Source organism: Bacillus sp. N1(2025) (assembly GCF_053470005.1).
Map to the genome: position 1 here is coordinate 375,938 of NZ_JBLTJB010000001.1, position 22,544 is coordinate 398,481.

At 47.8% G+C, this 22,544-nt stretch carries 26 protein-coding genes; 22 read left to right on the forward strand and 4 right to left on the reverse strand.

Annotated elements, in window-relative coordinates; translation table 11 throughout:
• The first annotated feature begins 24 nt into the window (after positions 1–24).
• From ACNFN4_RS02125 to pheA, 4 genes are read left to right on the forward strand one after another with little or no spacing between them, the layout of a single operon-like run.
• Positions 25–603 carry a sporulation initiation phosphotransferase B gene (locus ACNFN4_RS02125; RefSeq protein WP_014418543.1) on the forward strand — a complete coding sequence of 193 codons (579 nt, stop codon included), beginning with the start codon at positions 25–27 and terminating at the stop codon, positions 601–603.
• Positions 604–634: 31 nt separating this feature from the next.
• Positions 635–1,921 (forward strand): GTPase ObgE, encoded by a 1,287-nt coding sequence (gene obgE, locus ACNFN4_RS02130; protein WP_007408172.1) that lies wholly within the window; start codon positions 635–637, stop codon positions 1,919–1,921.
• Positions 1,922–1,974: 53 nt separating this feature from the next.
• Entirely contained in the window at positions 1,975–2,418 is a 444-nt protein-coding gene (thrR, locus tag ACNFN4_RS02135) for a transcriptional regulator ThrR (RefSeq protein WP_007408173.1), read from the forward strand.
• Positions 2,419–2,431: 13 nt separating this feature from the next.
• The gene (gene pheA / locus ACNFN4_RS02140; protein WP_003152668.1) at positions 2,432–3,289 is read left to right on the forward strand and encodes a prephenate dehydratase; all 858 of its coding nucleotides are present in this window, start codon (positions 2,432–2,434) and stop codon (positions 3,287–3,289) included.
• Between the two features lie 25 nt (positions 3,290–3,314).
• Here pheA and ACNFN4_RS02145 read toward each other — a convergent pair whose 3' ends face one another.
• Both ACNFN4_RS02145 and ACNFN4_RS02150 read right to left on the reverse strand, forming a co-directional pair.
• On the reverse strand, positions 3,315–3,857 hold the full coding sequence (locus ACNFN4_RS02145) for a transcription repressor NadR (protein WP_014418541.1): 543 nt from the start codon (positions 3,855–3,857) through the stop codon (positions 3,315–3,317).
• Complete coding sequence (locus ACNFN4_RS02150; protein WP_022552881.1) at positions 3,854–5,005, reverse strand: IscS subfamily cysteine desulfurase; 1,152 nt, start codon at positions 5,003–5,005, stop codon at positions 3,854–3,856. The genes ACNFN4_RS02145 and ACNFN4_RS02150 overlap by 4 nt, the downstream gene beginning before the upstream one ends.
• A gap of 106 nt (positions 5,006–5,111) precedes the next feature.
• On the opposite strand from ACNFN4_RS02150, the gene nadB reads away from it, so the two are divergent.
• The 13 genes from nadB to yajC all read left to right on the forward strand — a co-directional run bounded on the left by nadB (position 5,112) and on the right by yajC (position 16,030).
• On the forward strand, positions 5,112–6,677 hold the full coding sequence (gene nadB / locus ACNFN4_RS02155; protein ID WP_022552882.1) for an L-aspartate oxidase: 1,566 nt from the start codon (positions 5,112–5,114) through the stop codon (positions 6,675–6,677).
• Positions 6,659–7,507: a carboxylating nicotinate-nucleotide diphosphorylase gene (nadC, locus tag ACNFN4_RS02160; protein ID WP_017418241.1), complete on the forward strand. Its 849-nt coding sequence runs from the start codon at positions 6,659–6,661 to the stop codon at positions 7,505–7,507. Before nadB ends, nadC begins: the two co-directional genes overlap by 19 nt.
• A gap of 1 nt (position 7,508) precedes the next feature.
• Positions 7,509–8,612 (forward strand): quinolinate synthase NadA, encoded by a 1,104-nt coding sequence (gene nadA / locus ACNFN4_RS02165; RefSeq protein ID WP_448199975.1) that lies wholly within the window; start codon positions 7,509–7,511, stop codon positions 8,610–8,612.
• A gap of 126 nt (positions 8,613–8,738) precedes the next feature.
• Entirely contained in the window at positions 8,739–9,929 is a 1,191-nt protein-coding gene (safA, locus tag ACNFN4_RS02170) for a SafA/ExsA family spore coat assembly protein (protein WP_014418537.1), read from the forward strand.
• A gap of 147 nt (positions 9,930–10,076) precedes the next feature.
• Positions 10,077–10,670, forward strand: a complete 594-nt coding sequence (locus tag ACNFN4_RS02175) for a YhcN/YlaJ family sporulation lipoprotein (RefSeq protein WP_038461552.1) — start codon at positions 10,077–10,079, stop codon at positions 10,668–10,670.
• Positions 10,671–10,802: 132 nt separating this feature from the next.
• Positions 10,803–10,922 carry a hypothetical protein gene (locus ACNFN4_RS02180; protein ID WP_022552885.1) on the forward strand — a complete coding sequence of 40 codons (120 nt, stop codon included), beginning with the start codon at positions 10,803–10,805 and terminating at the stop codon, positions 10,920–10,922.
• 132 nt (positions 10,923–11,054) lie between these two features.
• Positions 11,055–11,564 carry an intercompartmental signaling factor BofC gene (locus ACNFN4_RS02185; RefSeq protein ID WP_012118093.1) on the forward strand — a complete coding sequence of 170 codons (510 nt, stop codon included), beginning with the start codon at positions 11,055–11,057 and terminating at the stop codon, positions 11,562–11,564.
• 134 nt (positions 11,565–11,698) lie between these two features.
• Positions 11,699–12,304: a Holliday junction branch migration protein RuvA gene (gene ruvA / locus ACNFN4_RS02190; protein ID WP_003152683.1), complete on the forward strand. Its 606-nt coding sequence runs from the start codon at positions 11,699–11,701 to the stop codon at positions 12,302–12,304.
• A 10-nt stretch (positions 12,305–12,314) separates the two neighbouring features.
• The gene (gene ruvB / locus ACNFN4_RS02195) at positions 12,315–13,319 is read left to right on the forward strand and encodes a Holliday junction branch migration DNA helicase RuvB (protein ID WP_003152685.1); all 1,005 of its coding nucleotides are present in this window, start codon (positions 12,315–12,317) and stop codon (positions 13,317–13,319) included.
• Complete coding sequence (locus ACNFN4_RS02200; protein ID WP_003152687.1) at positions 13,312–13,512, forward strand: DUF2905 domain-containing protein; 201 nt, start codon at positions 13,312–13,314, stop codon at positions 13,510–13,512. Before ruvB ends, ACNFN4_RS02200 begins: the two co-directional genes overlap by 8 nt.
• A 25-nt stretch (positions 13,513–13,537) precedes the next feature.
• The gene (queA, locus tag ACNFN4_RS02205; RefSeq protein WP_003152692.1) at positions 13,538–14,566 is read left to right on the forward strand and encodes a tRNA preQ1(34) S-adenosylmethionine ribosyltransferase-isomerase QueA; all 1,029 of its coding nucleotides are present in this window, start codon (positions 13,538–13,540) and stop codon (positions 14,564–14,566) included.
• A 27-nt stretch (positions 14,567–14,593) separates the two neighbouring features.
• Positions 14,594–15,739, forward strand: a complete 1,146-nt coding sequence (gene tgt, locus ACNFN4_RS02210) for a tRNA guanosine(34) transglycosylase Tgt (protein WP_014305500.1) — start codon at positions 14,594–14,596, stop codon at positions 15,737–15,739.
• 30 nt (positions 15,740–15,769) lie between these two features.
• Positions 15,770–16,030 (forward strand): preprotein translocase subunit YajC, encoded by a 261-nt coding sequence (gene yajC / locus ACNFN4_RS02215; protein WP_007408187.1) that lies wholly within the window; start codon positions 15,770–15,772, stop codon positions 16,028–16,030.
• A 52-nt stretch (positions 16,031–16,082) separates the two neighbouring features.
• Here yajC and ACNFN4_RS02220 read toward each other — a convergent pair whose 3' ends face one another.
• Positions 16,083–16,469 carry a TIGR04086 family membrane protein gene (locus ACNFN4_RS02220; protein ID WP_003152697.1) on the reverse strand — a complete coding sequence of 129 codons (387 nt, stop codon included), beginning with the start codon at positions 16,467–16,469 and terminating at the stop codon, positions 16,083–16,085.
• Positions 16,470–16,635: 166 nt separating this feature from the next.
• Between ACNFN4_RS02220 and ACNFN4_RS02225 the strand changes: the two genes are divergently transcribed.
• Positions 16,636–17,292, forward strand: coding sequence for a DUF421 domain-containing protein (locus ACNFN4_RS02225; RefSeq protein ID WP_095061077.1), 657 nt, complete (start codon positions 16,636–16,638; stop codon positions 17,290–17,292).
• A gap of 7 nt (positions 17,293–17,299) precedes the next feature.
• On the opposite strand, the gene spoVB is transcribed toward ACNFN4_RS02225, so the two are convergent.
• Complete coding sequence (gene spoVB, locus ACNFN4_RS02230; protein ID WP_021494386.1) at positions 17,300–18,856, reverse strand: stage V sporulation protein B; 1,557 nt, start codon at positions 18,854–18,856, stop codon at positions 17,300–17,302.
• 115 nt (positions 18,857–18,971) lie between these two features.
• Here spoVB and ACNFN4_RS02235 point away from each other — a divergent pair, with 115 nt between their 5' ends.
• The 4 genes from ACNFN4_RS02235 (at position 18,972) to ACNFN4_RS02250 (ending at position 22,543) form a co-directional block, all read left to right on the forward strand.
• Complete coding sequence (locus tag ACNFN4_RS02235; RefSeq protein WP_014418531.1) at positions 18,972–19,268, forward strand: post-transcriptional regulator; 297 nt, start codon at positions 18,972–18,974, stop codon at positions 19,266–19,268.
• 36 nt (positions 19,269–19,304) lie between these two features.
• Positions 19,305–21,524 (forward strand): protein translocase subunit SecDF, encoded by a 2,220-nt coding sequence (secDF, locus tag ACNFN4_RS02240; protein WP_448199976.1) that lies wholly within the window; start codon positions 19,305–19,307, stop codon positions 21,522–21,524.
• A gap of 131 nt (positions 21,525–21,655) precedes the next feature.
• Entirely contained in the window at positions 21,656–22,153 is a 498-nt protein-coding gene (locus tag ACNFN4_RS02245) for a cation:proton antiporter regulatory subunit (protein ID WP_014418529.1), read from the forward strand.
• Positions 22,154–22,216: 63 nt separating this feature from the next.
• Positions 22,217–22,543, forward strand: coding sequence for a LapA family protein (locus tag ACNFN4_RS02250; protein ID WP_014418528.1), 327 nt, complete (start codon positions 22,217–22,219; stop codon positions 22,541–22,543).
• Position 22,544 lies beyond the last annotated feature (1 nt).

Below are 22,544 nucleotides of genomic sequence, written 5' to 3' on the forward strand. Positions count from 1 at the left end.
AATTAAACGATTGGGAGTGCGAAAATGAAGGATGTATCGAAGAAACAAGAAGAACCTGTAAGCGATGCAGCTCTGATCAATGAGCTGATCCAATTAATGGGCCATTTCCGTCATGATTGGATGAATAAGCTGCAGCTGATAAAAGGAAACTTAAGTTTGCAGAAGTATGACAGGGTCGTTGAAATTATTGACGAAATGGTCATAGATGCAAAGCACGAATCAAAGCTCTCAAACCTGAAAACCCCGCACTTGGCGTTTGACTTCCTTACATTTAATTGGAAGTCCCGTTATATGAGGCTCGAATACGAAGTGCTCGGAGAAATTAAAGATTTATCGGCATATGATCAAAAGCTGTCGAACCTGATGAGAAAACTGTTTCATCTGTTCGGTCTGGCGGTAAACAATGAAAGTGAAAATCATCTGACCGTATCGCTGCAGACGGATCACCCTGACAGACAGCTTATTGTATATCTCGATTTTCATGGAACGATTGCAAATGCAGATGTGTTTGATGAATTTCGCAAATCCCGGTATGAGGACTTTGATGTCATGCAATTTGAGCTGACCGGCCATGAATGTGTGGCCGAAATTGGAATGAACTAGCGGTTTTTTACGGTTTAGAACGGAGGATATTATGTTTGTAGATCAGGTGAAAGTATATGTAAAAGGCGGCGACGGCGGTAACGGAATGGTTGCGTTCCGCCGTGAAAAATATGTGCCGAAAGGCGGGCCTGCCGGCGGTGACGGAGGTAATGGAGGCGACGTCGTTTTTGAGGTTGATGAAGGACTGCGCACGCTCATGGACTTCCGGTACCAGCGGCATTTCAAAGCGATACGCGGCGAGCACGGCATGTCTAAAAACCAGCACGGCAGAAATGCGGACGATATGGTTGTTAAAGTTCCGCCCGGCACAGTCGTAACGGATGACGATACAAAACAGGTCATTGCCGATCTGACTGAGCACGGGCAGCGCGCCGTCATCGCAAAAGGCGGACGCGGCGGACGCGGAAATACCCGCTTTGCGACACCGGCCAACCCGGCACCGCAGCTGTCAGAGCACGGAGAGCCCGGAAAAGAGCGCTATATCGTGCTTGAACTGAAAGTGCTTGCAGACGTAGGTCTCGTCGGCTTCCCGAGCGTCGGAAAATCTACGCTTCTGTCTGTCGTTTCATCGGCAAAGCCGAAAATCGCCGATTATCATTTTACAACGCTTGTTCCGAATCTGGGCATGGTGGAAACGGATGACGGAAGAAGCTTCGTCATGGCGGATCTGCCCGGTTTGATTGAAGGAGCGCATGAAGGAGTCGGCTTAGGCCACCAATTTCTCCGCCATATCGAACGGACGCGTGTCATCGTTCATGTCATTGACATGTCAGCGATGGAAGGCCGTGATCCGTATGAGGATTATGTGACCATTAATCAGGAGCTCAGTGAATATAATCTGCGGCTGACGGAGCGTCCGCAAATTATCGTTGCGAATAAAATGGACATGCCCGAGGCGGCTGAAAATCTTAAAGCGTTTAAAGAAAAGCTTCAGGATGATCACCCTGTCTTCCCGATCAGCGCGGTGACGAGAGAAGGGCTCCGCGATCTTCTGTTTGAAGTCGCCAACCAGCTGGAAACAACGCCTGAATTCCCGCTGTATGATGAAGAAGAACTGGCGGAAAACCGCGTAATGTACACGATGGAAGACGAAGAAATTCCATTTAACATTACCCGTGATCCGGACGGTGCGTTTGTGCTTTCAGGTGACAGCCTGGAACGCCTCTTTAAAATGACTGACTTCTCCCGTGACGAATCCGTCAAGCGTTTTGCAAGACAGATGCGCGGTATGGGCGTTGATGAAGCGCTCAGAGAACGCGGTGCTAAAGACGGCGATATCATCCGGCTTCTGGAATTTGAATTTGAATTTATTGATTAAAAAAACGGAGAGCTTGCAATGCAGGCTCTCTGATGTAAAAGGGAGGGGTGCAGGTGAAAGAAGAGACATTTTATTTAGTGCGTGAAGACGTTCTGCCTGATGCGATGCGGAAAACCCTTGAAGTCAAAAAGCTGCTCGATAGAAAAAAGGCTGAATCGGTTGCAGATGCCGTGCAGAAAGTTGATTTAAGCAGAAGCGCTTTTTACAAATACCGAGATGCGGTTTTCCCTTTTTACACGATGGTTAAAGAACAAATAATCACACTTTTCTTTCATTTGGAGGATCGGTCAGGCGCGTTATCTCAGCTTTTGCAGGCGGTGGCTGACTCAGGAAGCAACGTGCTTTCCATTCACCAGACGATTCCGCTTCAGGGCAGGGCGAATGTCACGCTCTCAATCAGTACGTCCGCAATGGAAGAAAACATTCATACGTTAATGAATAAACTGAGAAAATTTGATTTTATAGAAAAAGTTGAGATCTTAGGGTCAGGCGCGTAAGGAGAGAAGAGACATGAAAGTCGGTTATTTAGGGCCAGAAGCCACATTTACACATCTAGCAGTCAGTTCCTGCTTTCAAAACAGCGTGACACAAGCACCTTATCAAACAATACCGGCATGCATGGATGCGGCGGTTGCGGGAGAAGTTGATCTTGCATTTGTTCCTTTGGAAAACGCGCTGGAGGGCTCGGTTAACTTAACGATTGACTATTTGATTCATGAGCAGCCTCTTGCGATCGTGGGGGAAATGACGCTGCCGATTCACCAGCATCTGCTCGTTCACCCTTCGAGAGAAAATGAGTGGAAAAAGCTTGAGAAAATTTATTCTCATTCCCATGCGATTGCGCAATGCCACAAATTTCTTCACCGGCATTTTTCGTCCGTTCCTTATGAGTATGCGAAGTCAACAGGTGCGGCTGCCAAGTATGTCAGTGAGCATTCGGACCTTCCGATCGGCGTGATTGCAAATGAAATGGCCGCCGCTACATACGGATTGAGCATCGTGAAGCGGGATATTCAGGATTATCAGGACAACCACACGAGATTTGTCATTCTTTCGCCTGAAAAAGACGTCTCATTCGAAGTGAATGCGAAACTGTCTTCACGGCCGAAAACGACGATGATGGTAACGCTTCCTCAAGATGACCAATCAGGTGCGCTGCACAGGGTGCTGTCCGCTTTTTCATGGAGAAACCTGAATTTATCAAAGATCGAATCGCGCCCGACAAAAACGGGTCTCGGCAACTATTTCTTTATTATTGATATTGAACAGGCGATGGATCAGGTTCTCATTCCCGGTGCCGTTCAAGAGATGGAAGCCCTCGGCTGCCGGGTCAAGCTTCTGGGAACATATCAATCCTATTCGATATAAAAAAAGCCCTTCAGGGGGCTTTTTTTTAATCTTTTATTAAAATACCCGCGTCGTCCAGCGCTTGGCAGGCTTGGTCAATCCGCTCTTTTGTCGGGGCGCTTAACGTATGGAGGTGCACGCCTCCGGTCAGCTGTGAAAGGTAAGCGGCATTTGTCGAGTTAATGTGATCCATGAATTGTTTGACTTCTTTCCGTGTGCTGACTCTTATGGCGGCGGTTAAATCGCCGTATACGGGGTGTTCAATAATGACGTCCTTTATGGTGACGCCTTCATCGACAATGAGTTCAAGCTCTTCTTCCGTCCGCTCCGGGCCGTGCAGACAGGCGACAATCCGTTCGGCGTTTTTTTCACCGCCGGCATTCATGCTGATGTATAAGTAGCCTTGGCTCGTCGCGATGATCGGCTCGTTTTTTGCTTTCAAGAGTGATATGTCCTGCACGATCACCTGTCTTGAGACATTTGCTTTTTTGGCTAATTCGCCTCCTGTTAATGGCGAGCCGGCTTCTTTCAGCCAATGAAGCAGCATGTCGCGTCTTTTCTCCCCAGTAAGCTTCGTTCCTTCTGTCAAATTGCTGATTCTCCTTTCTTTTGCTCCCACAGCGCCGTAAATGTATGTATCAGCATATCGAGCTGTTCACATGTTGTTTCGTTTCCGAATGAGATTCGGAAAAACTGCCGCGCTTCCCGTTCGGTTTTTCTCAGCGCCTTCATAGCTGAAGAAGGGCCGTGGCTGCCGGCGGAACATGCGCTCCCGGTTGAGATGCAAATATCGTTACGATTACATTCTAACATAATATATTGTCCTTCAAAGGAGTGAAAAAAACACCCGACAATGTGGGGCAGGCATTCACCGCCGGTTTCTTCCTCTGAAAATGAAATGGGGAGGCCTTGACGCCGAATTTGGTCATACAAATAATTCCTCAGCCTGTCAGCATGCTTACGGTGTTCCTCCATATGTTTCACTGCATACTCCGCAGCAGCGGTAAAAGCGCCGATGGCCGGCACATTCACCGTACCGGGCCTGAACCCGTTTTCATGCACGGTATACGGATAAACCGGGTTCCAGCTGACACCGGGCCGAATGTAAACAGCCCCGGTGCCTTTCGGGCCGTATACTTTATGACCGGAGACGGAAAGGGCGTCGATTCCTGCCTGATCCGCATCAATCGGCAGTTTGCCGAAACTTTGAACACAATCGCAATGCAGCAAAATGTTTCGATGGTGAAGAAAAGCGGCCAGGCGATCCACTGGCTGGATGAGGCCGGTTTCTGAATTGGCGTGCTGTATGGAAACGAGCCCCGTGTCAGGACGGATATGAGCCGCCAGTATGTCCTCGGTTATAAGTCCGTTCTCGTCGGGATATATGATGGTGACATCAATTCCCCGATCAGCTAAAAACGCCGCGGCATTATGGATCGAATGGTGTTCCATTGCGGTCGTAATAAAATGTTTTTTGTGAACGGGCAGACCGTGCAGCAGTGATTGGACGGCCAGGATGTTCGCTTCCGTTCCGCCGCTTGTAAAGTAAATGCCGTCTGCGGCTCCGCCGATCAATTTTCCTGCAGAATGTCTGCAATATTCCAGCACGTCCGCCGCTCTTCCTCCGGCGTCATGAAGGCTGCTTGCATTGCCGTATACCTCTGTGCTGAGATGCTGAAAGACTTTTGCGGCTTCTTTGCTTAAAGGCGCTCCCGCCGCGTAATCAAGATAAATCATACAGCCCGTCTCCTATCCGTTTATGTTAAAAAAAAGCTTGAGTTTATTTTATCGCTGTGTAAATATAGGTGTCAAGACAGGTGTAAATATAACAGGAGGGTGATGTATGTCTGAAAAAACAATTATCGTCATTGGTTCGGGGACGGCGGCCCTTGCCTGTGCTTCCTCATTTCCTCCGTCATATCAAGTGACCGTCATCACAAAGAGAAACGTAACGAACAGCAATTCGCATTATGCTCAAGGCGGGATTGCTGTTTCATACGCAAAAGATGACTCTTTAGAATCCCATGTGAACGATACACTGTATGCGGGATGCGGACACAATGACGTGACAGCCGTGCGGCATTTGCTGAAAAGCGGACAGACCATGATAAACAGGCTGATAGAAGGCCATTTCCCTTTTGATACGAAGTCGGACGGAACGTTTTGTCTCGGCAGGGAAGGGGCTCATTCCAAAAGGAGGATTCTGCACGCCGGGGGAGATGCGACCGGACGGATGTTGGTTGAGTTTCTGGTTCGGCAGCTGAGGGACGGCATACGGATCATTGAACACGAGTCGGTTGTTGATCTGCTGATTGAACACGGACGATGCGCAGGCGTTGCCGTAAAGGATGCTTCAGGCGCCGTTTCTTACAGAAGAGCGGATTGTGTAGTGCTTGCATCAGGCGGCTGCGGCAGTCTGTACCAATATCACACAAATGATTCCGCCATAACGGGAGACGGCATCGCTCTTGCCTTTCGCGCGGGAGCTGAGATCACGGATATGGAGTTCACCCAGTTCCACCCGACCCTCCTTGTGAAAAACGGGACTGTGTACGGCCTGATTTCTGAAGCAGTGAGAGGAGAAGGAGGATATTTAGCGGATCGCTTCGGGCGCAGGATCATGGCTGGCAGACACGCACTAGAAGATTTGGCGCCCCGGGATGTGGTTTCACGGGCGATTTATGAAGAAATGATGAAAGAAAATCCTGTTTTTATAAATTGCAGCCGAATAGCCGATTTTAAGAAACGTTTTCCGACCATAACAGAAATTTGTCAAACAGCCGGTGTTGATCTCGAAAGCGGAATTCCCGTAGCACCCGGAATGCATTTTTTAATGGGCGGAGTAAAAGCCGATACATGGGGGAAAACGTCCGTGCCTGATTTGTACGCTATAGGCGAAACCGCCTGCACAGGCTTGCACGGGGCGAACCGCCTTGCGAGCAACTCACTGCTGGAAGCGCTGGCAAGCGGGCAACGATGTGCTGAACATATCATTCAAACACCGTTAAACGGAAGATATAAAAAAACCCCGAAGAAATTTGACGTCATCTTAGAAGTGCCGGACACAACGCTTCATGTGCTCCAAGCCAAAATGACAACCGGAGCGGGCATCGTCAGGCAAAAAGAAAACATGCAGGCGCTGGCATCCTGGCTTAACAACGTATCTGTGCGTCATATAAATGTGAAGGATATCACAATAGAACAAGCCGAGCTATCCTGCCTATGGAAGACTGCGCAACTTGTTGTGACCTCAGCCCTTATTCGGGAAGAAAGCAGAGGCGCTCATTTTCGCGCTGATTTTCCCGGGACGGAGAAAGAGTGGCACGGAAAACAAATCATTCATTCAACATCTGGAACAGTTATCAGAAAAAACGAAAGGATTGGGGAACTATGGACATTCTGCAGCTGAAACAAATGCTGACTCATTTTTTTCAGGAAGATATCGGAACGGGTGATGCGACGTCACAAGCGATTTTTGCTGATCAGCAATGTAAAGCGCGAATCATCGCAAAAACAGATGGCGTGTTTGCCGGAGAAGCCGTTATCCGTGAAGGATGGAAGCTTTTACACGATGATATCCGCGTCCGCTCCCTGAAAAAAGACGGAGAACGGATGAAAAAAGGAGACGTGCTCGCTGAAATGGAAGGCCAGGCGGCGGCTCTTCTTACGGGGGAGCGGGTCATTCTGAATCTCTTACAAAGAATGTCAGGCGTTGCGACAATGACGGATGAGGCCAAAAGGCGTCTTGATGATCCGTCCATTAAGATTTGTGATACGAGAAAAACGACACCCGGGCTCAGAATGCTGGAAAAATACGCCGTTCGGGTCGGAGGCGGCTTTAATCATCGCTTCGGCTTATATGACGGCATCATGATAAAAGATAATCATATTGCCGCCTGCGGATCGATAAAGGCGGCCGTGGAGCGGGCAAGAAAAACGGCGGGGCAGATGCTTGCGGTTGAAGTCGAAATCGAATCCGAACAGCAGCTGCTCGAGGCAATAGAAGCGGGCGCAGACGTTATTATGTTTGACAACTGTCCGCCTGAGTCCGTCCGGCGTTTTGCAGGCATGACACCGGGCCATATCAAAACGGAAGCATCTGGAGGCATAACGCTCGACACATTGCCCGCTTATAAAGGAACGGGCGTCCAATATATTTCACTCGGATTTCTGACTCATTCAGTAAAAAGCGCCGACATCAGCATGGATGTTGAGGCTGCGGAACAGGGGGATTTTTAAGATGTCTATTTTTGACGTGTTAACTGCATCAGCCGAAATGATGCCGAGCCATTATAAAGACATGAGCACCGGAGAAATGGAGAAGCGGGTCGCTGCCATTAAACGGGATTTCGGAAAGCGCCTGTTCATTCCGGGGCATCACTATCAAAAAGACGAAGTAATACAATTCGCCGATACGGCAGGTGACTCCCTGCAGCTTGCTCAAGTGGCAGAAAAAAATAAAGAGGCGGAATATATTGTGTTTTGCGGCGTGCATTTTATGGCGGAAACCGCTGATATGCTGACTGATGATAACCAAACCGTCATTTTGCCCGATATGCGCGCCGGATGCTCGATGGCTGATATGGCAGATATTCAGCAGACGGACAAAGCATGGCAAGAGCTTCAAGAACTGTACGGTAACACCATCATTCCGTTAACATATGTTAACTCGACGGCGGAAATTAAAGCATTCGTCGGACGGCACGGAGGAGCGACCGTCACCTCTTCGAATGCCCGGAGTGTGCTGAAATGGGCTTTTAAACAAAAAGAGAGAATTTTATTTTTGCCGGATCAGCATTTAGGCAGAAATACAGCCTATGATCTCGACATTCCGCTGACAGAAATGGCTGTATGGGACCCGGGGCAGAACCGATTGCTTACTGACCATCCGGAAAACATTAAAGTCATCCTTTGGAAAGGGCATTGCTCCGTACACGAAAAGTTCACAGCGGAAAATATTTCTCAGCTGCGGCAGCGGGATTCCGGCATCCGCATTATCGTTCATCCGGAATGTTCGAGGGAAGTGGTCTCGCTCAGTGACGACAGCGGGTCTACCAAATACATTATTGATACGATTGAACAGGCTGAACCGGGAAGCAAGTGGGCGATCGGAACGGAAATGAATCTTGTTCAGCGCCTCATTCAATCGCATCCGGATAAACAGATTGAATCATTGAATCCCGATATGTGTCCGTGTCTGACAATGAACAGAATCGATCTGCCGCATTTATTGTGGTCGCTTGAGCAGCTTGAAAAAGGCGAGCTGAAGGGTGTCATTAAAGTTCCGGAAGCGGTTCGGACAGAAGCGCTTCGTGCTTTGAACAGAATGCTGAGTCATACGTAGTTATAAAAATTTCCCCTCCTTCCCAAATTTTTTATCATCATGCCCAGTCCATCGGCATATAGTGTGAAGAAACGTATTGTAATGACAAATGTACCGTTCACGTTTTGTGCATAGGAGGGGAAAACGTTGAAAATTCATATCGTTCAAAAAGGCGATTCGCTCTGGAAAATAGCTGAAAAATACGGAGTTGATCTTGAAGAGTTAAAAAAACTGAATCATCAGCTTAGCAATCCAGACTTAATTATGCCTGGAATGAAGATAAAGGTGCCTTCAGAAGCCGTTCCGGTCAGAAAAGAACCTAAGGCCGGCTTCGGAACGTCTGCGCATAAGCATGAGCATCCATATGCCAAAGAAAAACCGAAATCAGTTGTGGACATTGAAGACACCATACCGGAAGAACCAAAGCCGTCGATTCCTTATGTGCCGCCAATCCCTGAAAAGCATGAAAATGTGCTGCCGGAAGCTGATATGAACCAATATTACCCGTCCAATCAGCTGTTTCAGCCGTGGTCGCCTCCTAAGCCGGAGGAACCGGTGACACATTTTGTCGAGCCGAAAGAAAAAGAGCATGACAATAACATTCCACAACAGGAGGAAATGATCAACATGGAAAACGCGAATTACCCGAATATGCCAAAGGCGCCTGAAGCCGGAAAGATGGAAGAAGAAAACGCCGCTTATCATCTGCCGAACATGCCAAACATTCCGAATGTCCCGTTTCCGAATATGCCGGCCGTTGAACCGCCTTTTATGCATTACCCGATGCCGTGCATGCCTTGTCCTTGTCCGGTTCCGGTGACACCGATGCTGCCGGGTTCTGGATTATGCCATCCGTGCTTCCCGGTAGGCGGAGGTTTCGGCGGTTTTGGAGGAGGTTTCGGAGGCTTTCCGGTCATGCCGATGCCGTTACCGTACGGATTCCATCATCCGGGATTTGGGCCGCAAGCGGGTTACGGTGAATATGAAAACCAGGCCCATGAAAATGCAGAGCATTATGATGGTTCTGCATCTGGTTTCGGCGGTGCTCCTTACGGTCAAATGCCGTATTACGGCGGATATTCGTCACATTACGCACACGCCCCTCATCATGATGGAAAATATAAGGATGATGATTGCGGCTGCCATGATTCACATCATCACCATCATCACCACCACGGTTCACATCACCATCACGCAAATATGCCTGTGCAGCCGTATCCGAATATGGGTGCAAACGCAGGACATTTTATGCCTTACGGCGGAGCAAATCCCAATGTCGCGCCGAATCAGCCGAGTCCAAATCAAGTATTCGGACGGCCGGAGGAAGAAGAAGATTAATGTTTCGGGACGATGTATGTCGTTCCTTTTTTTATGTCCAACTGAGGAATGGACATAACTGACAAGCTTAAACCCGCCGCCCGCCGCACATCCTAAACATGAGCGGAAAACGCTCAAACAGCGATGAATCCACGGGGGGTTTTTCCATTGGGTAAAAAACTGATGACGATCGCGGGCGTTTTAGCCGTGACGGCAAGCTTAACGGCATGCGGAGCAAATAATGCCATGAATGACGGACGCTACAATCAGTCAACACGTCCGGTCGGATATTATTCGAATGATAATGGTAATGGCAGAGGCCAGTACGGAATGGACCATCAAGGACCCGTTTCTGAAATGATGGAAAACCGAAACGGCCGTCAAAATACGACAAACGTGTCCGACCAGTACGCCCCTAATGACGGGGTTCCGTTAACGACGGACGGCACATATAACGGCCGAAATGTCAATACGCCGCCGGCAGCAATGTCTTATAATGGGTATGACAACGCCGAAAACATCAGGTTGGCGGCAAAAGTTGCAAACCGCGTGAAAAAAGTAAAAGGCGTACAGGATAGTCAGGTCATCGTGACTGACACGAGAGTCGTCATTGCCGTCAGAACAAATCATCCTTTTACGAAAAATGATGATAAACATGTCAAACATGCGGCCAAAAAATTCGCGGACGGCCGTACAATTCAAGTGTTTACCGACAACGCTACTTTTACAAAGCTGCAAGACATGAACAGAAACAGCCGTTAAACGGACTGCCGGATGATTTCATCCGGCAGTATTTTTATGGATAAATCTTCATCATTTCTTTACATATTCTTAAAACGCTCTTTATATTGCGGTGTTAACATAAAAGTAATAAAACGTAACGGAGGGGCCGGGATGAAAAAAACGGAGCATGACAAAAGCCGCGGAACAAAAACTGTGTATCTGACCGTAAGGGGATACCGGCTCAAACTGACGCCCGGACAAATGAAACTGATTTCAGCCGGCCGGGTATAATCATCGGGGCAGCCCTCATTTAGAGAGCTGCTTTTTTTCGGCTGAAACAGACAAATGAAAGAAAACGATTAAGCACCGGCATCTTTGGTCAAACTAGCATCAAGAGTTTGATTGAATAAAGAGGTGTTATTGGTGAAACGAATTTGCGGTGCTCGTCTATTGTTTATGCTTATCTTATCGGCTGCAGTCCTGATTTGCGGAGGAAAAGGCGCATACGGGGCGGAGGTCGAGCATTACGGGCCGCTTCGGGTGCATGTCCAGCTGGAAAAGGTCTATCTTGACGGTGATGTCGGCATTGAACATACGGATGAAACCGTTTTAGCGATGGAGGATTTTTGGGCCGCATATGCCGGCTGGACGCTCGTTGAGCAGAAAAAAGGCTTCGTCCTTTTCCGTAAGCATGTTGATGATATTTCTCCGCTCAGTAAGGTTAACGGTTATATCGGCGTCACGGACGGAGGCGTCATCTCCACTTTTCACGGCCGTCCCGGATCGCTGGCCGAGCCGATTCAGTCTTTCTTCCAGATTGATATAGAAAGGCTGGAAAGCCGATTGCAAAAGCACTTGGAACACGGCATACCGTACAGAACAAAAGCGGAGTTTGAGAGCGTGATCGATCATATTAAGACTTACAGCGGCTGACGTTGACGCAAGACATGTGACACATGTCTTTTTTTTCTGAATGGAAGGTGTTAAAGCGAACATACGTTAACTTTTCTATAAGACTTTGGCTGTTTTTGTGTTACAATGATAAGCAGTCAAAGAGGTGAATAGGTGTGATTGAATTTGTGAAGGGGACGATTGATTACGTATCTCCCCAATACATCGTGATTGAAAACGGCGGAATCGGCTATCAGGTCTTCACTCCGAATCCGTTTATTTATAAGGTAAGCAATCAAGAGACCATTTTTACGTATCATCATATAAAAGAAGACGCCTTTTCTTTGTACGGTTTTTCAACCCGGGAAGAAAAAGCGCTTTTCACAAAGCTGCTGAACGTCACCGGCATCGGGCCGAAAGGGGCGCTCGCCATCCTCGGTTCCGGTGATCCCGGAGCCGTCATCGAAGCGATCGAACAGGAAGATGAAGCCTTTTTGGTGAAATTTCCGGGTGTGGGCAAAAAAACGGCGCGGCAGATTATTCTTGATTTGAAAGGCAAACTGGCCGACGTCGTGCCTGAAATGATTGACAACCTGTTCAATCATGAAGCGCGCATTGAAAAACAAGAGGCTGAAACGGCGCTTGACGAGGCGCTTGAAGCGCTTCGGGTTCTCGGCTACGCCGAAAAAGAAATTAAAAAAGTGCTTCCTCACTTAAAAGAGGAAACGGCGCTTTCAACAGATCAATATGTGAAAAAAGCATTGCAAAAATTATTAAAGTAAGGTGATGTTCATGGATGAACGGCTCGTTTCAAGTGAAGCAGACAGCCATGAATCAATAATCGAGCAAAGCCTCAGGCCGCAGAATCTCGCCCAGTATATCGGCCAAAAGAAGGTGAAAGAAAATCTGCGTGTGTTTATCGATGCGGCGAAAATGAGGCAGGAAACGCTGGACCACGTTCTTTTATACGGGCCTCCGGGTCTCGGGAAAACAACGCTTGCGTCTATCGTGGCCAATGAGATGGGTGTGGAGATGCGGACGACGTCAGGCCCCGCCATCGAAAGACCGGGAGATTTGGCAGCCATTTTGACGGCGCTCGAACCAGGGGATGTGCTGTTTATTGACGAAATTCACAGGCTGAACCGCTCAATTGAGGAAGTGCTGTACCCGGCGATGGAGGATTTCTGCCTTGATATCGTCATTGGAAAAGGCCCGTCCGCCCGCTCCGTCCGTCTCGACCTTCCCCCTTTTACGCTTGTAGGAGCGACGACAAGGGTCGGATTATTGACCGCACCGCTCAGAGACCGGTTCGGGGTGCTGTCGCGCCTTGAATACTATACGCAGGAAGAGCTGACAGATATCGTGTCAAGAACGGCTGACGTTTTTGAAGTGGATATCGAAGAAGCCCCGGCTCTGGAAATCGCCAGACGGTCAAGGGGAACGCCGCGGGTTGCAAACCGGCTTCTCAGAAGGGTGAGGGATTTTGCCCAGGTGCTCGGCGACAGCCGCATCACGGAAGAAATCGCTCACGACGCGCTCGAACGTCTTCAAGTCGATGCGCTCGGCCTTGACCATATCGACCATAAGCTGCTGATGGGCATGATCGAAAAATTCAGCGGCGGTCCCGTCGGCCTTGATACGATTTCCGCGACAATCGGTGAAGAACCGCATACAATAGAGGATGTGTACGAACCGTATCTGCTGCAGATCGGATTTCTCCAGAGGACGCCGAGGGGACGGGTCGTGACTCCGGCTGTGTATGAACATTTTCGATTGGAGGCGCCCGCCCGTGACTGACTTTCCGAAGGTTCTCATGGTTCTCGGTGCCGTTTTGCTCATTGCCGGCGCAGTCTGGCACTTTGTCGGAAGGCTGCCCGGAGATATTTTCGTTAAGAAGGGAAATGTTACATTTTTCTTTCCCGTTGTCACTTGTATTGTGATCAGTGTGATACTATCCATTCTGCTTAATTTTTTCGGCAGAATGAAATAACAATAGACAGAATTAAGGTGAAATGATGAAAGTCGATTTATTTGATTTTGAACTGCCTGAACGCCTCATTGCCCAAGTGCCGCTGAAAGAGCGTGACGCATCGCGGCTGATGGTGCTCGACAAACAGACGGGCGGGCTGACGGACAGTTCATTTAAAGAGATTGTAAGCTTTTTTAATGAAGGGGATTGCCTCGTCTTGAACAATACCCGTGTGCTGCCTGCAAGATTATTCGGCACAAAAGAAGATACGGGAGCGAAAGTGGAGCTTCTGTTATTAAAACAGGAAGAAAATGATACATGGGAAACGCTCGTAAAGCCGGCGAAACGCGTAAAAAAAGGAACGGTCCTGACATTTGGCGACGGCCGGCTGACAGCGGTCTGCACGGAGGAGCTTGATCACGGAGGCAGAAAAATAGAATTCCGGTATGACGGGATTTTTTACGAAGTGCTTGAATCACTCGGTGAAATGCCGCTGCCTCCTTATATTAAAGAGCAGCTTGATGATAAAGAACGGTATCAGACCGTCTTTTCAAAAGAAATCGGATCTGCCGCAGCTCCGACGGCCGGACTTCATTTTACGGAAGAGATTCTGGACGAGCTGAAGCAAAAGGGTGTGCGGATTGAATTTATCACACTTCATGTGGGACTCGGCACATTCCGCCCGGTCAGTGCGGATGATGTGGAAGAGCATAACATGCACGCGGAATTTTATGAAATGACGGAAGAAACCGCCGCCTCTTTAAACGAGGTCAGAAAGGCGGGAGGGCGCATCGTGTCGGTCGGGACGACATCAACGCGCACCCTGGAAACCATTGCCGGCGAGCATGACGGCGTATTTACCGCTTCAAGCGGCTGGACGTCCATCTTCATTTATCCGGGATATGAATTTAAAGCGATTGACGGCATGATCACCAATTTTCATCTGCCGAAATCTTCCCTTATCATGCTCGTTTCTGCGCTTGCCGGCAGAGAGCATGTTCTTTCCGCCTACCGTCATGCGGTAGAAGAGGAATACCGTTTCTTCAGCTTTGGCGACGCCATGCTGATTATCTAATTTGAATGACAGGAGGCCTCATACAAAGTGGCTGAACAACCGATACGTTATGAATTTATAAAGGAATGCAAACAAACGGGAGCGCGTCTGGGCAGAGTTCATACGCCCCACGGCTCCTTTGAGACGCCTGTATTTATGCCGGTCGGCACGCTTGCTACGGTAAAGACGATGTCTCCGGACGAGCTGAAATCTATGGATGCGGGCATTATTTTAAGCAATACGTACCATTTATGGCTCCGTCCGGGACACGATATTGTAAAAGAAGCGGGCGGGCTTCATAAGTTTATGAACTGGGACCGCGCGATTTTAACGGATTCCGGCGGTTTTCAGGTCTTTTCATTGAGCAAGTTTCGTAATATAGAAGAAGAAGGCGTTCATTTCCGCAATCACTTAAACGGAGACAAGCTGTTTTTATCTCCGGAAAAAGCGATGGAAATTCAAAACGCCCTCGGCTCTGATATCATGATGGCGTTTGATGAGTGTCCGCCGTATCCGGCAGAGTATGATTACATGAAACGTTCTGTGGAACGGACCAGCCGCTGGGCGGAACGCTGCCTGGAGGCGCACGGGCGCTCAGATGAGCAGGGGCTGTTCGGAATCGTACAGGGCGGAGAATACGAAGACCTGCGGACACAAAGTGCAAAAGACTTGGTTTCGCTTGATTTTCCGGGTTATGCCATAGGCGGATTATCTGTCGGCGAGCCGAAGCACGTCATGAACCGAGTGCTTGAGTTTACAACTCCGCTTTTACCGAAGGACAAGCCGAGATATTTAATGGGTGTGGGTTCACCGGATGCCTTAATTGACGGCGCCATCCGGGGCGTAGATATGTTTGACTGCGTACTGCCGACCCGGATTGCCCGAAACGGCACGGTGTTTACGAATGAAGGGCGTCTGAACATGAAAAACGCCAAATATGAGCGTGATTTCCGTCCGATTGACGAAGAGTGCAGCTGCCATACATGCCAAAATTACTCCCGCGCTTACATCAGACATTTGATCCGCTGTAATGAAACGTTTGGAATTCGATTAACAACTTACCATAACCTTCATTTTCTGTTACACTTAATGGAGCAGGTCAGACAAGCCATCCGGGAGGATCGTCTTGGTGATTTCCGAGAAGAGTTCTTTGAGCGTTACGGCTATAATAAGCCAAATGCGAAAAGCTTCTAAATAAAACCATTCTTGAAAGGAGGGAAACAGATGGGTACTTTAGGCACAATCGTTCCTATTATTTTAATGTTTGCAGTGCTTTATTTCCTGCTCATCCGTCCGCAGCAAAAGCAGCAGAAGGCCGTACGCCAGATGCAGGAAGAGCTGAAAAAAGGGGATACAGTGGTGACAATCGGAGGATTGCACGGCACTGTTGATTCAATTGATGAAAGCAAGGTCGTCATTAAAACAGGTGATAACACCCGTTTAACATTTGACCGCCGCGCAATCAGAGAAGCTTCCGCTGAATAACAGCGAAGCTCATACATACAAAAAAAAGAGCGGAGAATCCGCTCTTTTTTTATTACGCTGATCTGCTTCCTTTCAAATTCACTCCGAAAATGCCGCCCAGCATGCTGACTCCCAAAAAGCCGAGATGAAACAAAAGCTGACCGGATGTAAACGTTTTTCCGAACCCTAAATATTGAAACAGCAAGATGATTAATGAAAAACAGACGGCGGTTAACGCTCCGATCATCCAGCCTTTTTCCTTCGCTTTGCCGCCCGATATAAAACCGCCCGCAAATAAAGAAAGAAAGGAAAGCGCGGTGATCAGCCAGCTGAAAGATGACTCTTCCATTGAGGTAACCGTCAGTAAAAGCGAAATCGCCAAACTCGTAAGAAGCATCACCGCAAAGATAGCCACTAAGCCGTACAAGACGCCTCTTCCCACTTGTTTCGTTTCTTCCATTTTTATCTCCTCTCCGCCCTGCGGCCTGATATATGACAAGCCGGAGCCCGTCTTTTTCTAAATGTATTCTCTGAATGTTCGAATTAGACGTAAATGCATGATGTTCAGCCCTTTTCTTACATAATTCAGAGCCGGTGGCAAATGCTATGACCGTTGGAGGTGCGATATGGAAGATATTTTCATTATTACGTTTCGTACGATTGTGCTTTATTTTATCATTCTGGTGATTTTCAGACTGATGGGAAAACGGGAAATCGGAGAACTGAGCATTTTAGACCTTGTCGTCTCCATTATGATTGCCGAGATTGCCGTATTGGCAATTGAAAATGTAAAAGATAAGCTTTTGCATACAATTGTGCCGATTGTCGTTTTAATGATTATTCAAGTAAGCCTTGCTTTTATTTCGCTCAAAAGCCAAAAAATACGGCAGCTGCTTGACGGAAAACCCACCATTATTATAAAACAGGGAAAAATTGATGAACGGGCGATGAGATCGCAGCGCTACAATTTTGACGATCTTCTTATGCAGCTGAGGGAGAATAACATCGATAGAATCTCTGACGTGTCATACGCCATTTTGGAGTCTTCGGGCAAACTGTCGATCGTCAAAAAGAAAACTAATAAGGATAAGCAGATGGAAACATCGCTTATCGTTGACGGGGTCATTCAGAACGAGCATCTGGACAGAATCGGGAAAGATAAACACTGGCTCGAAAAAAATTTAGCAAAAAGAGGATATCGCGATCTTTCGGTTATATCATTCTGCACGTTTACGGACGGCGCTTTTTTTATTGATCTTAAAGATGAAAAAGGGGAGCCATAAATGGGTTTTACCGCGTCACGAACTTGCCGATGACCGGAATCCGGATCAGCTCTTCCCTTTTTATCAGCCTGAATAACAGAAGAAGCGCAATGTACAAAACCGCGGTCATTGCAATCCAGCCTGTGAGATTAACAGCCTCTGACCCTGAAAAATGAACGGCGTGCTTGATGATGCGGCTGACATAACCGCAAATGAATATGACGGCAAAACAGAGCGCGTATTCTTTTATTTTAATGCTGATCGGAAGCACCTTGCTTACGGTGGCCGCATGCAGCAGGGTGACAAGGACCATCCCCGTTACAATCGCAAGTGCGGCGCCCATGATGCCCAATGAAGGCCTGGTCGCCAAAACAAAAATTAGGCCAGTTTTGACAGCGGCGCCGATAAAACTGTTCATCATGGCGGCCCCGGCTAAATTGAGAGCCTGCAGCACCGCCTGAAGGGGCCCCTGAAAATAATAAAGCAGAAAAAACGGCGCCATCACTTTAACAAATACCGCCGCATTAGTTGATCCGTACATGACGGACATCAGTTCATCAGCGAAAGAGAATAAAATAACCACCGAAATGCCTCCGCTTAAAAGACACAGCCTCATCGCCTGTTCCAGACGGTATTCGACAACTTGCAGCTTTTTTTGCTCCATTCCTTCACTGATCGCAGGAACAAGCGCCGTAGACAGAGAATAGGTTATAAAGCTGGGCAGCGTCAAAACCGTCATGGCAAATCCGGTCAGCTCCCCGTACTGGCTGGTGGCGGCAGCGGTGGCTACTCCTGCAATCGCAAGGCTCTGCGCGACGACAATAGGTTCAAAAAACCAAGATAAATTTCCGATGAAGCGGCTTCCGGTTGTCGGGAGCGACACGCTCATCAGCTGGCGGAAGGTTTCTTTTCCATTTGCAATCGACTTGAAAAATTGTTTTCTGATTCTGATTGTTTTATTTGCTTTAAAACAAATGAATAAATAAATAAGAGAGGCAAGCTCCCCGATGACAGACGAAATCATAGCTCCGGCTGCGGCATATTCAATCCCGTACGGCAGAAACACCGTCGTGCAGACTGCGACAAGTGAAATCCGCACGATCTGCTCAAGCACTTGGGAAAACGCCAGCGGGTTCATATTCTGCCTGCCCTGAAAGTAACCGCGCAGCACGCTGGAGATTGCGATAATCGGCACGACGGGCGTAATCGCCAGAAGCGGGTAAACCGTGCGCTGATCCGTCAGCATCGTTTCGGACATAATCGGCGCAAAGCATAAAAACAGCGGCGTGAAGATGAGACTTAATATCCCGGTGACGGTAAGCGACATCACTAAAATGTGTTTCATTTTCTGCCGGTCCCCCCGCGCGCTTGCTTCAGCGACAAGTTTGCTGATGGCAACGGGGAGGCCGAATTGAGTCAAAGTGGTGGCCAAAAAAAATGTCGGGGCAGCCATCATGTATAAACCGACCCCTTCTTCACCGATAAACCGGGCGATAACCACCCGGTTGACAAAGCCGAGCATTCTCGTAATCATCCCGGCTGCGATGAGAATAAGAGTGCCTCTTAAAAAAGTCTGTTTTGCCATTTTATAAACCCCTGCCTTCTCAAACTACCTGGAATCATATACAATAAAGATATGCGCCGATGTCGTCCGAGCATGACAAGTCTTCGAGAAAAATGGAAAAAGGAGCGAGCGCCCAGTGGAGAAACATCCCGCCGAAATATACAAAGATCATTTGCGGCCTTTTTTGTACAGTAAACTTGAAGAGTTCAAAATCCTCGGATACGATGATGTTGAGCACGAGAGTTTATGGTCATACTTAATACATAAAAAGTGGAAACAGAAAAAGGAACTGCCGCTGCATGAATTGGCCGGTCATATTTTATCAGTTAAAATTGGCGATTTTATGAACTATGCAACCGTTGAAGCTTTTAAGTCGTCTAATTGGCTGGAAAGCGATGAGGGTCAGGAAGCTTTAGATGAACTGCTGAGATAATGATTTGACGGCATAGGTTTAAGGAGGAAATACATAATGAAAAAAGGACGCTTGATTGCGTTTTTCCTGATCGTATTATTGATCGGCACAGGGCTGGGGTATTTTACAAAACCGGCTGCCAATAATATTACGTTAGGATTGGATTTACGCGGCGGGTTTGAAGTTCTGTACGATGTGCAGCCCGTCAAAAAAGGCGATAAAATCACAAAAGACGTGCTCGTCAGCACGGTGCAGGCGCTGAACCGCCGGGCTAACGTTCTCGGCGTAAGCGAGCCGAACATTCAGATTGAAGGAAATAACCGCATCCGCGTACAGCTGGCGGGCGTCACGAATCAGAACAGGGCGCGCGAAATTCTGTCAACGGAAGCGCAGCTCTCGTTCAGGGATACGAATGATAAAGAGCTGTTAAACGGCTCTGATCTCGTGGAAAACGGCGCGAAGCAAACCTTTGATCCGACGACGAACGAACCGATTGTCAGCGTTAAGCTGAAGGATGCGGATAAGTTCGGAGAAGTGACGAAAAAAGTCAAGAAAATGGCGCCTAATAATCAGCTTGTGATCTGGCTTGATTACCAAAAAGGCGATTCATTTAAAAAAGAAGTCGGCAAAAAACATCCGAAATATGTATCCGCTCCGAATGTGAGCCAGGAACTAAATACAAAGGATGTCACGATTGAAGGCCAGTTCACCGTTCAAAAAGCGAAGGACTTGGCCAATATTTTAAACGCGGGCGCGCTGCCTGTGAAACTGACCGAAAAATACTCTACTTCCGTAGGGGCGCAATTCGGACAGCAGGCTTTGCATGATACGGTAGAGGCCGGCATCATCGGTATTGCAATTGTTTTCTTATTTATGCTGCTTTATTACAGACTGCCTGGAATCATAGCGGTAATTACGCTTTCTGTATACGTGTATATTACGCTTCAAGTGTTTGACTGGATGCAGGCGGTGCTGACGCTTCCGGGTATTGCGGCGCTCATTTTGGGTGTCGGGATGGCGGTTGACGCCAACATCATCACCTATGAACGGATAAAAGAAGAACTGAAACTCGGCAAATCCGTCCGCTCAGCTTTCCGTTCAGGGAACAGACGGTCATTCGCGACGATTTTCGATGCGAACATCACAACGATCATCGCAGCGGTCGTGCTCTTTATTTTCGGGACAAGCTCTGTAAAAGGGTTTGCGACGATGCTGATTTTGTCAATTCTGACAAGCTTTATTACAGCTGTCTTCCTTTCAAGATTCCTGCTCTCTCTTCTCGTGGAAAGCAGATGGCTTGACCGGAAAAAAGGCTGGTTCGGCGTCAAGAAAAAACATATTATGGACATTCAAAAAACGGATGAAAATACTGAACCGCATACGGCATTCCAAAAATGGGATTTCACGAGCAAGCGAAAATATTTCTTTATTTTCTCAAGCGCTGTAACCATTGCGGGAATTATCATCTTACTGGTCTTTAAGCTCAACCTGGGAATCGATTTTGCAAGCGGCGCGCGGATTGACGTGCAGAGCAATCATTCTTTGACGGCGCAGCAGGTTGAAAAAGATTTTGATTCTCTCGGCATGGAGCCGGAAAACATCGTGCTTTCTGGTAAAGAGAACCATGTTGCCGCGGCCCGGTTTGTCGGAGAGCCATCTAAAGAAAAAATAGCTGAAATCAAAACGTATTTTAAGGACAAATACGGATCTGAACCGAACGTCAGCACGGTATCGCCGACAGTCGGAAAAGAACTGGCCCGTAATGCTTTATATGCTGTCGCCATTGCATCAATCGGCATCATTATTTACGTGTCAATCCGTTTCGAGTACAGAATGGCAATCGCCGCAATTGTATCCCTGCTTTATGACGCTTTCTTTATCGTCGCTTTTTTCAGCATTACCAGGCTGGAGGTCGATGTCACCTTTATCGCCGCTGTACTCACCATAATCGGTTACTCGATAAATGATACGATCGTTACATTTGACCGGATACGTGAGCAGATGAAAAAACGTAAGCCGAAGTCATTTGCCGATCTGGAACATATCGTGAATCTGAGCTTGCAGCAAACCTTTACACGTTCGATCAATACGGTCTTGACCGTTGTGATTGTTGTCGTCGTGCTGCTCATTTTGGGCTCATCGTCAATTACAAACTTCTCCATCGCTTTATTGGTCGGTTTATTGACGGGTGTTTATTCCTCTCTTTACATCGCCGCGCAGCTGTGGCTTGTATGGAAAGGAAAAGAATTTAAAGGGAAAAAATCAATCGAAGAGTAAAATGGGAACAGGCTGCCTTCTGCAAGACAGCCTGTTTTTTCAGGCTGCATTGAACTTAAAACCTGCATTTGCTATAATGACATACGCTTACATAATCAATCATCATTGTAAAAACATGTAGGAGGGTTCTTATGAACGTTCGTGAGTCGGAGCTTCCGGGCATCGGCCAGAAAGTAGAAGTCATTACGAAAAATCACGATAAAATCAGTATTATTCTTCATGATGACGGCAGAAAAGAGCTCTATTACTTCGATGAGAATGATCATGACGAATGCTTGGCATGCGTTGAATTTAACGACGAAGAGGCGAGGCAGATTTCCGCTATTTTAGGCGGGATGACGTATAAGCCGAAAGCGCTGGAATCTGTGGAAGTCGCGCTTGATGGCCTCGTCATTGAGTGGTTTAAAGCCGAATCTCATGCACCGGCTGTCAGCCGTACAATCGGAGATTTGGAGATCAAGAAACATTACAACGTCCAGATTATTGCGATCGTAAAGAAAAATCGGCAAAAACAGCTGAGCCCCGGCATTGATACCGTAATTGAAGAAGGGGACACCCTCGTCATATCGGGAGAAAGAAGCGGACTGAAAAAGCTGGTCCGCGAGCAGTTAACGGCCCGGATTTCCTGAGACCGGGGTTTACTCCCGGGAAAATGGGGGAAAAGATAAGAGTGAACGATTGGGGGCAGACGCATGAATAAACAATGGACTATTATATTCGCATTACTATTTACTCTGATTGTCGCCATTTTTGCTGTCATTAACGTGCGGGCGGTTGAGGTTGATTATCTGTTCGGAACCGCTGAATGGCCGCTGATTTTAGTCATTTTAGGTTCTGTGTTAATGGGAGCGCTGATCGTGTTTTCGGCCGGCATATTTCAAGTGATGAAGCTGAAGCGCGAAATTAAAATGCTGCGGAAAGAAAACAGATCCGCAGGTGAATTGACGGCTGATTCGGACGGCCAAAAAACAGCCGCGCCGCCGGAAGAAATGCTTGAAGAGAAAAAAGGATCAGAATAAC

Excerpts from the sequence above, each read along its gene's own strand:
- ACNFN4_RS02220 (WP_003152697.1), bottom strand. The coding sequence starts at position 16,469 with ATGGAAGAAACGAAACAAGTGGGAAGAGGCGTCTTGTACGGCTTAGTG.
- ACNFN4_RS02225 (WP_095061077.1), top strand. The coding sequence starts at position 16,636 with ATGGAAGATATTTTCATTATTACGTTTCGTACGATTGTGCTTTATTTT.
- ACNFN4_RS02125 (WP_014418543.1), top strand. The coding sequence starts at position 25 with ATGAAGGATGTATCGAAGAAACAAGAAGAACCTGTAAGCGATGCAGCT.
- spoVB (WP_021494386.1), bottom strand. The coding sequence starts at position 18,856 with ATGGCAAAACAGACTTTTTTAAGAGGCACTCTTATTCTCATCGCAGCC.
- ruvB (WP_003152685.1), top strand. The coding sequence starts at position 12,315 with ATGGATGAACGGCTCGTTTCAAGTGAAGCAGACAGCCATGAATCAATA.
- obgE (WP_007408172.1), top strand. The coding sequence starts at position 635 with ATGTTTGTAGATCAGGTGAAAGTATATGTAAAAGGCGGCGACGGCGGT.
- nadC (WP_017418241.1), top strand. The coding sequence starts at position 6,659 with ATGGACATTCTGCAGCTGAAACAAATGCTGACTCATTTTTTTCAGGAA.
- nadA (WP_448199975.1), top strand. The coding sequence starts at position 7,509 with ATGTCTATTTTTGACGTGTTAACTGCATCAGCCGAAATGATGCCGAGC.
- ACNFN4_RS02180 (WP_022552885.1), top strand. The coding sequence starts at position 10,803 with ATGAAAAAAACGGAGCATGACAAAAGCCGCGGAACAAAAACTGTGTAT.
- secDF (WP_448199976.1), top strand. The coding sequence starts at position 19,305 with ATGAAAAAAGGACGCTTGATTGCGTTTTTCCTGATCGTATTATTGATC.
- ACNFN4_RS02245 (WP_014418529.1), top strand. The coding sequence starts at position 21,656 with ATGAACGTTCGTGAGTCGGAGCTTCCGGGCATCGGCCAGAAAGTAGAA.
- ACNFN4_RS02150 (WP_022552881.1), bottom strand. The coding sequence starts at position 5,005 with ATGATTTATCTTGATTACGCGGCGGGAGCGCCTTTAAGCAAAGAAGCC.
- ACNFN4_RS02250 (WP_014418528.1), top strand. The coding sequence starts at position 22,217 with ATGAATAAACAATGGACTATTATATTCGCATTACTATTTACTCTGATT.
- pheA (WP_003152668.1), top strand. The coding sequence starts at position 2,432 with ATGAAAGTCGGTTATTTAGGGCCAGAAGCCACATTTACACATCTAGCA.
- nadB (WP_022552882.1), top strand. The coding sequence starts at position 5,112 with ATGTCTGAAAAAACAATTATCGTCATTGGTTCGGGGACGGCGGCCCTT.
- queA (WP_003152692.1), top strand. The coding sequence starts at position 13,538 with ATGAAAGTCGATTTATTTGATTTTGAACTGCCTGAACGCCTCATTGCC.
- yajC (WP_007408187.1), top strand. The coding sequence starts at position 15,770 with ATGGGTACTTTAGGCACAATCGTTCCTATTATTTTAATGTTTGCAGTG.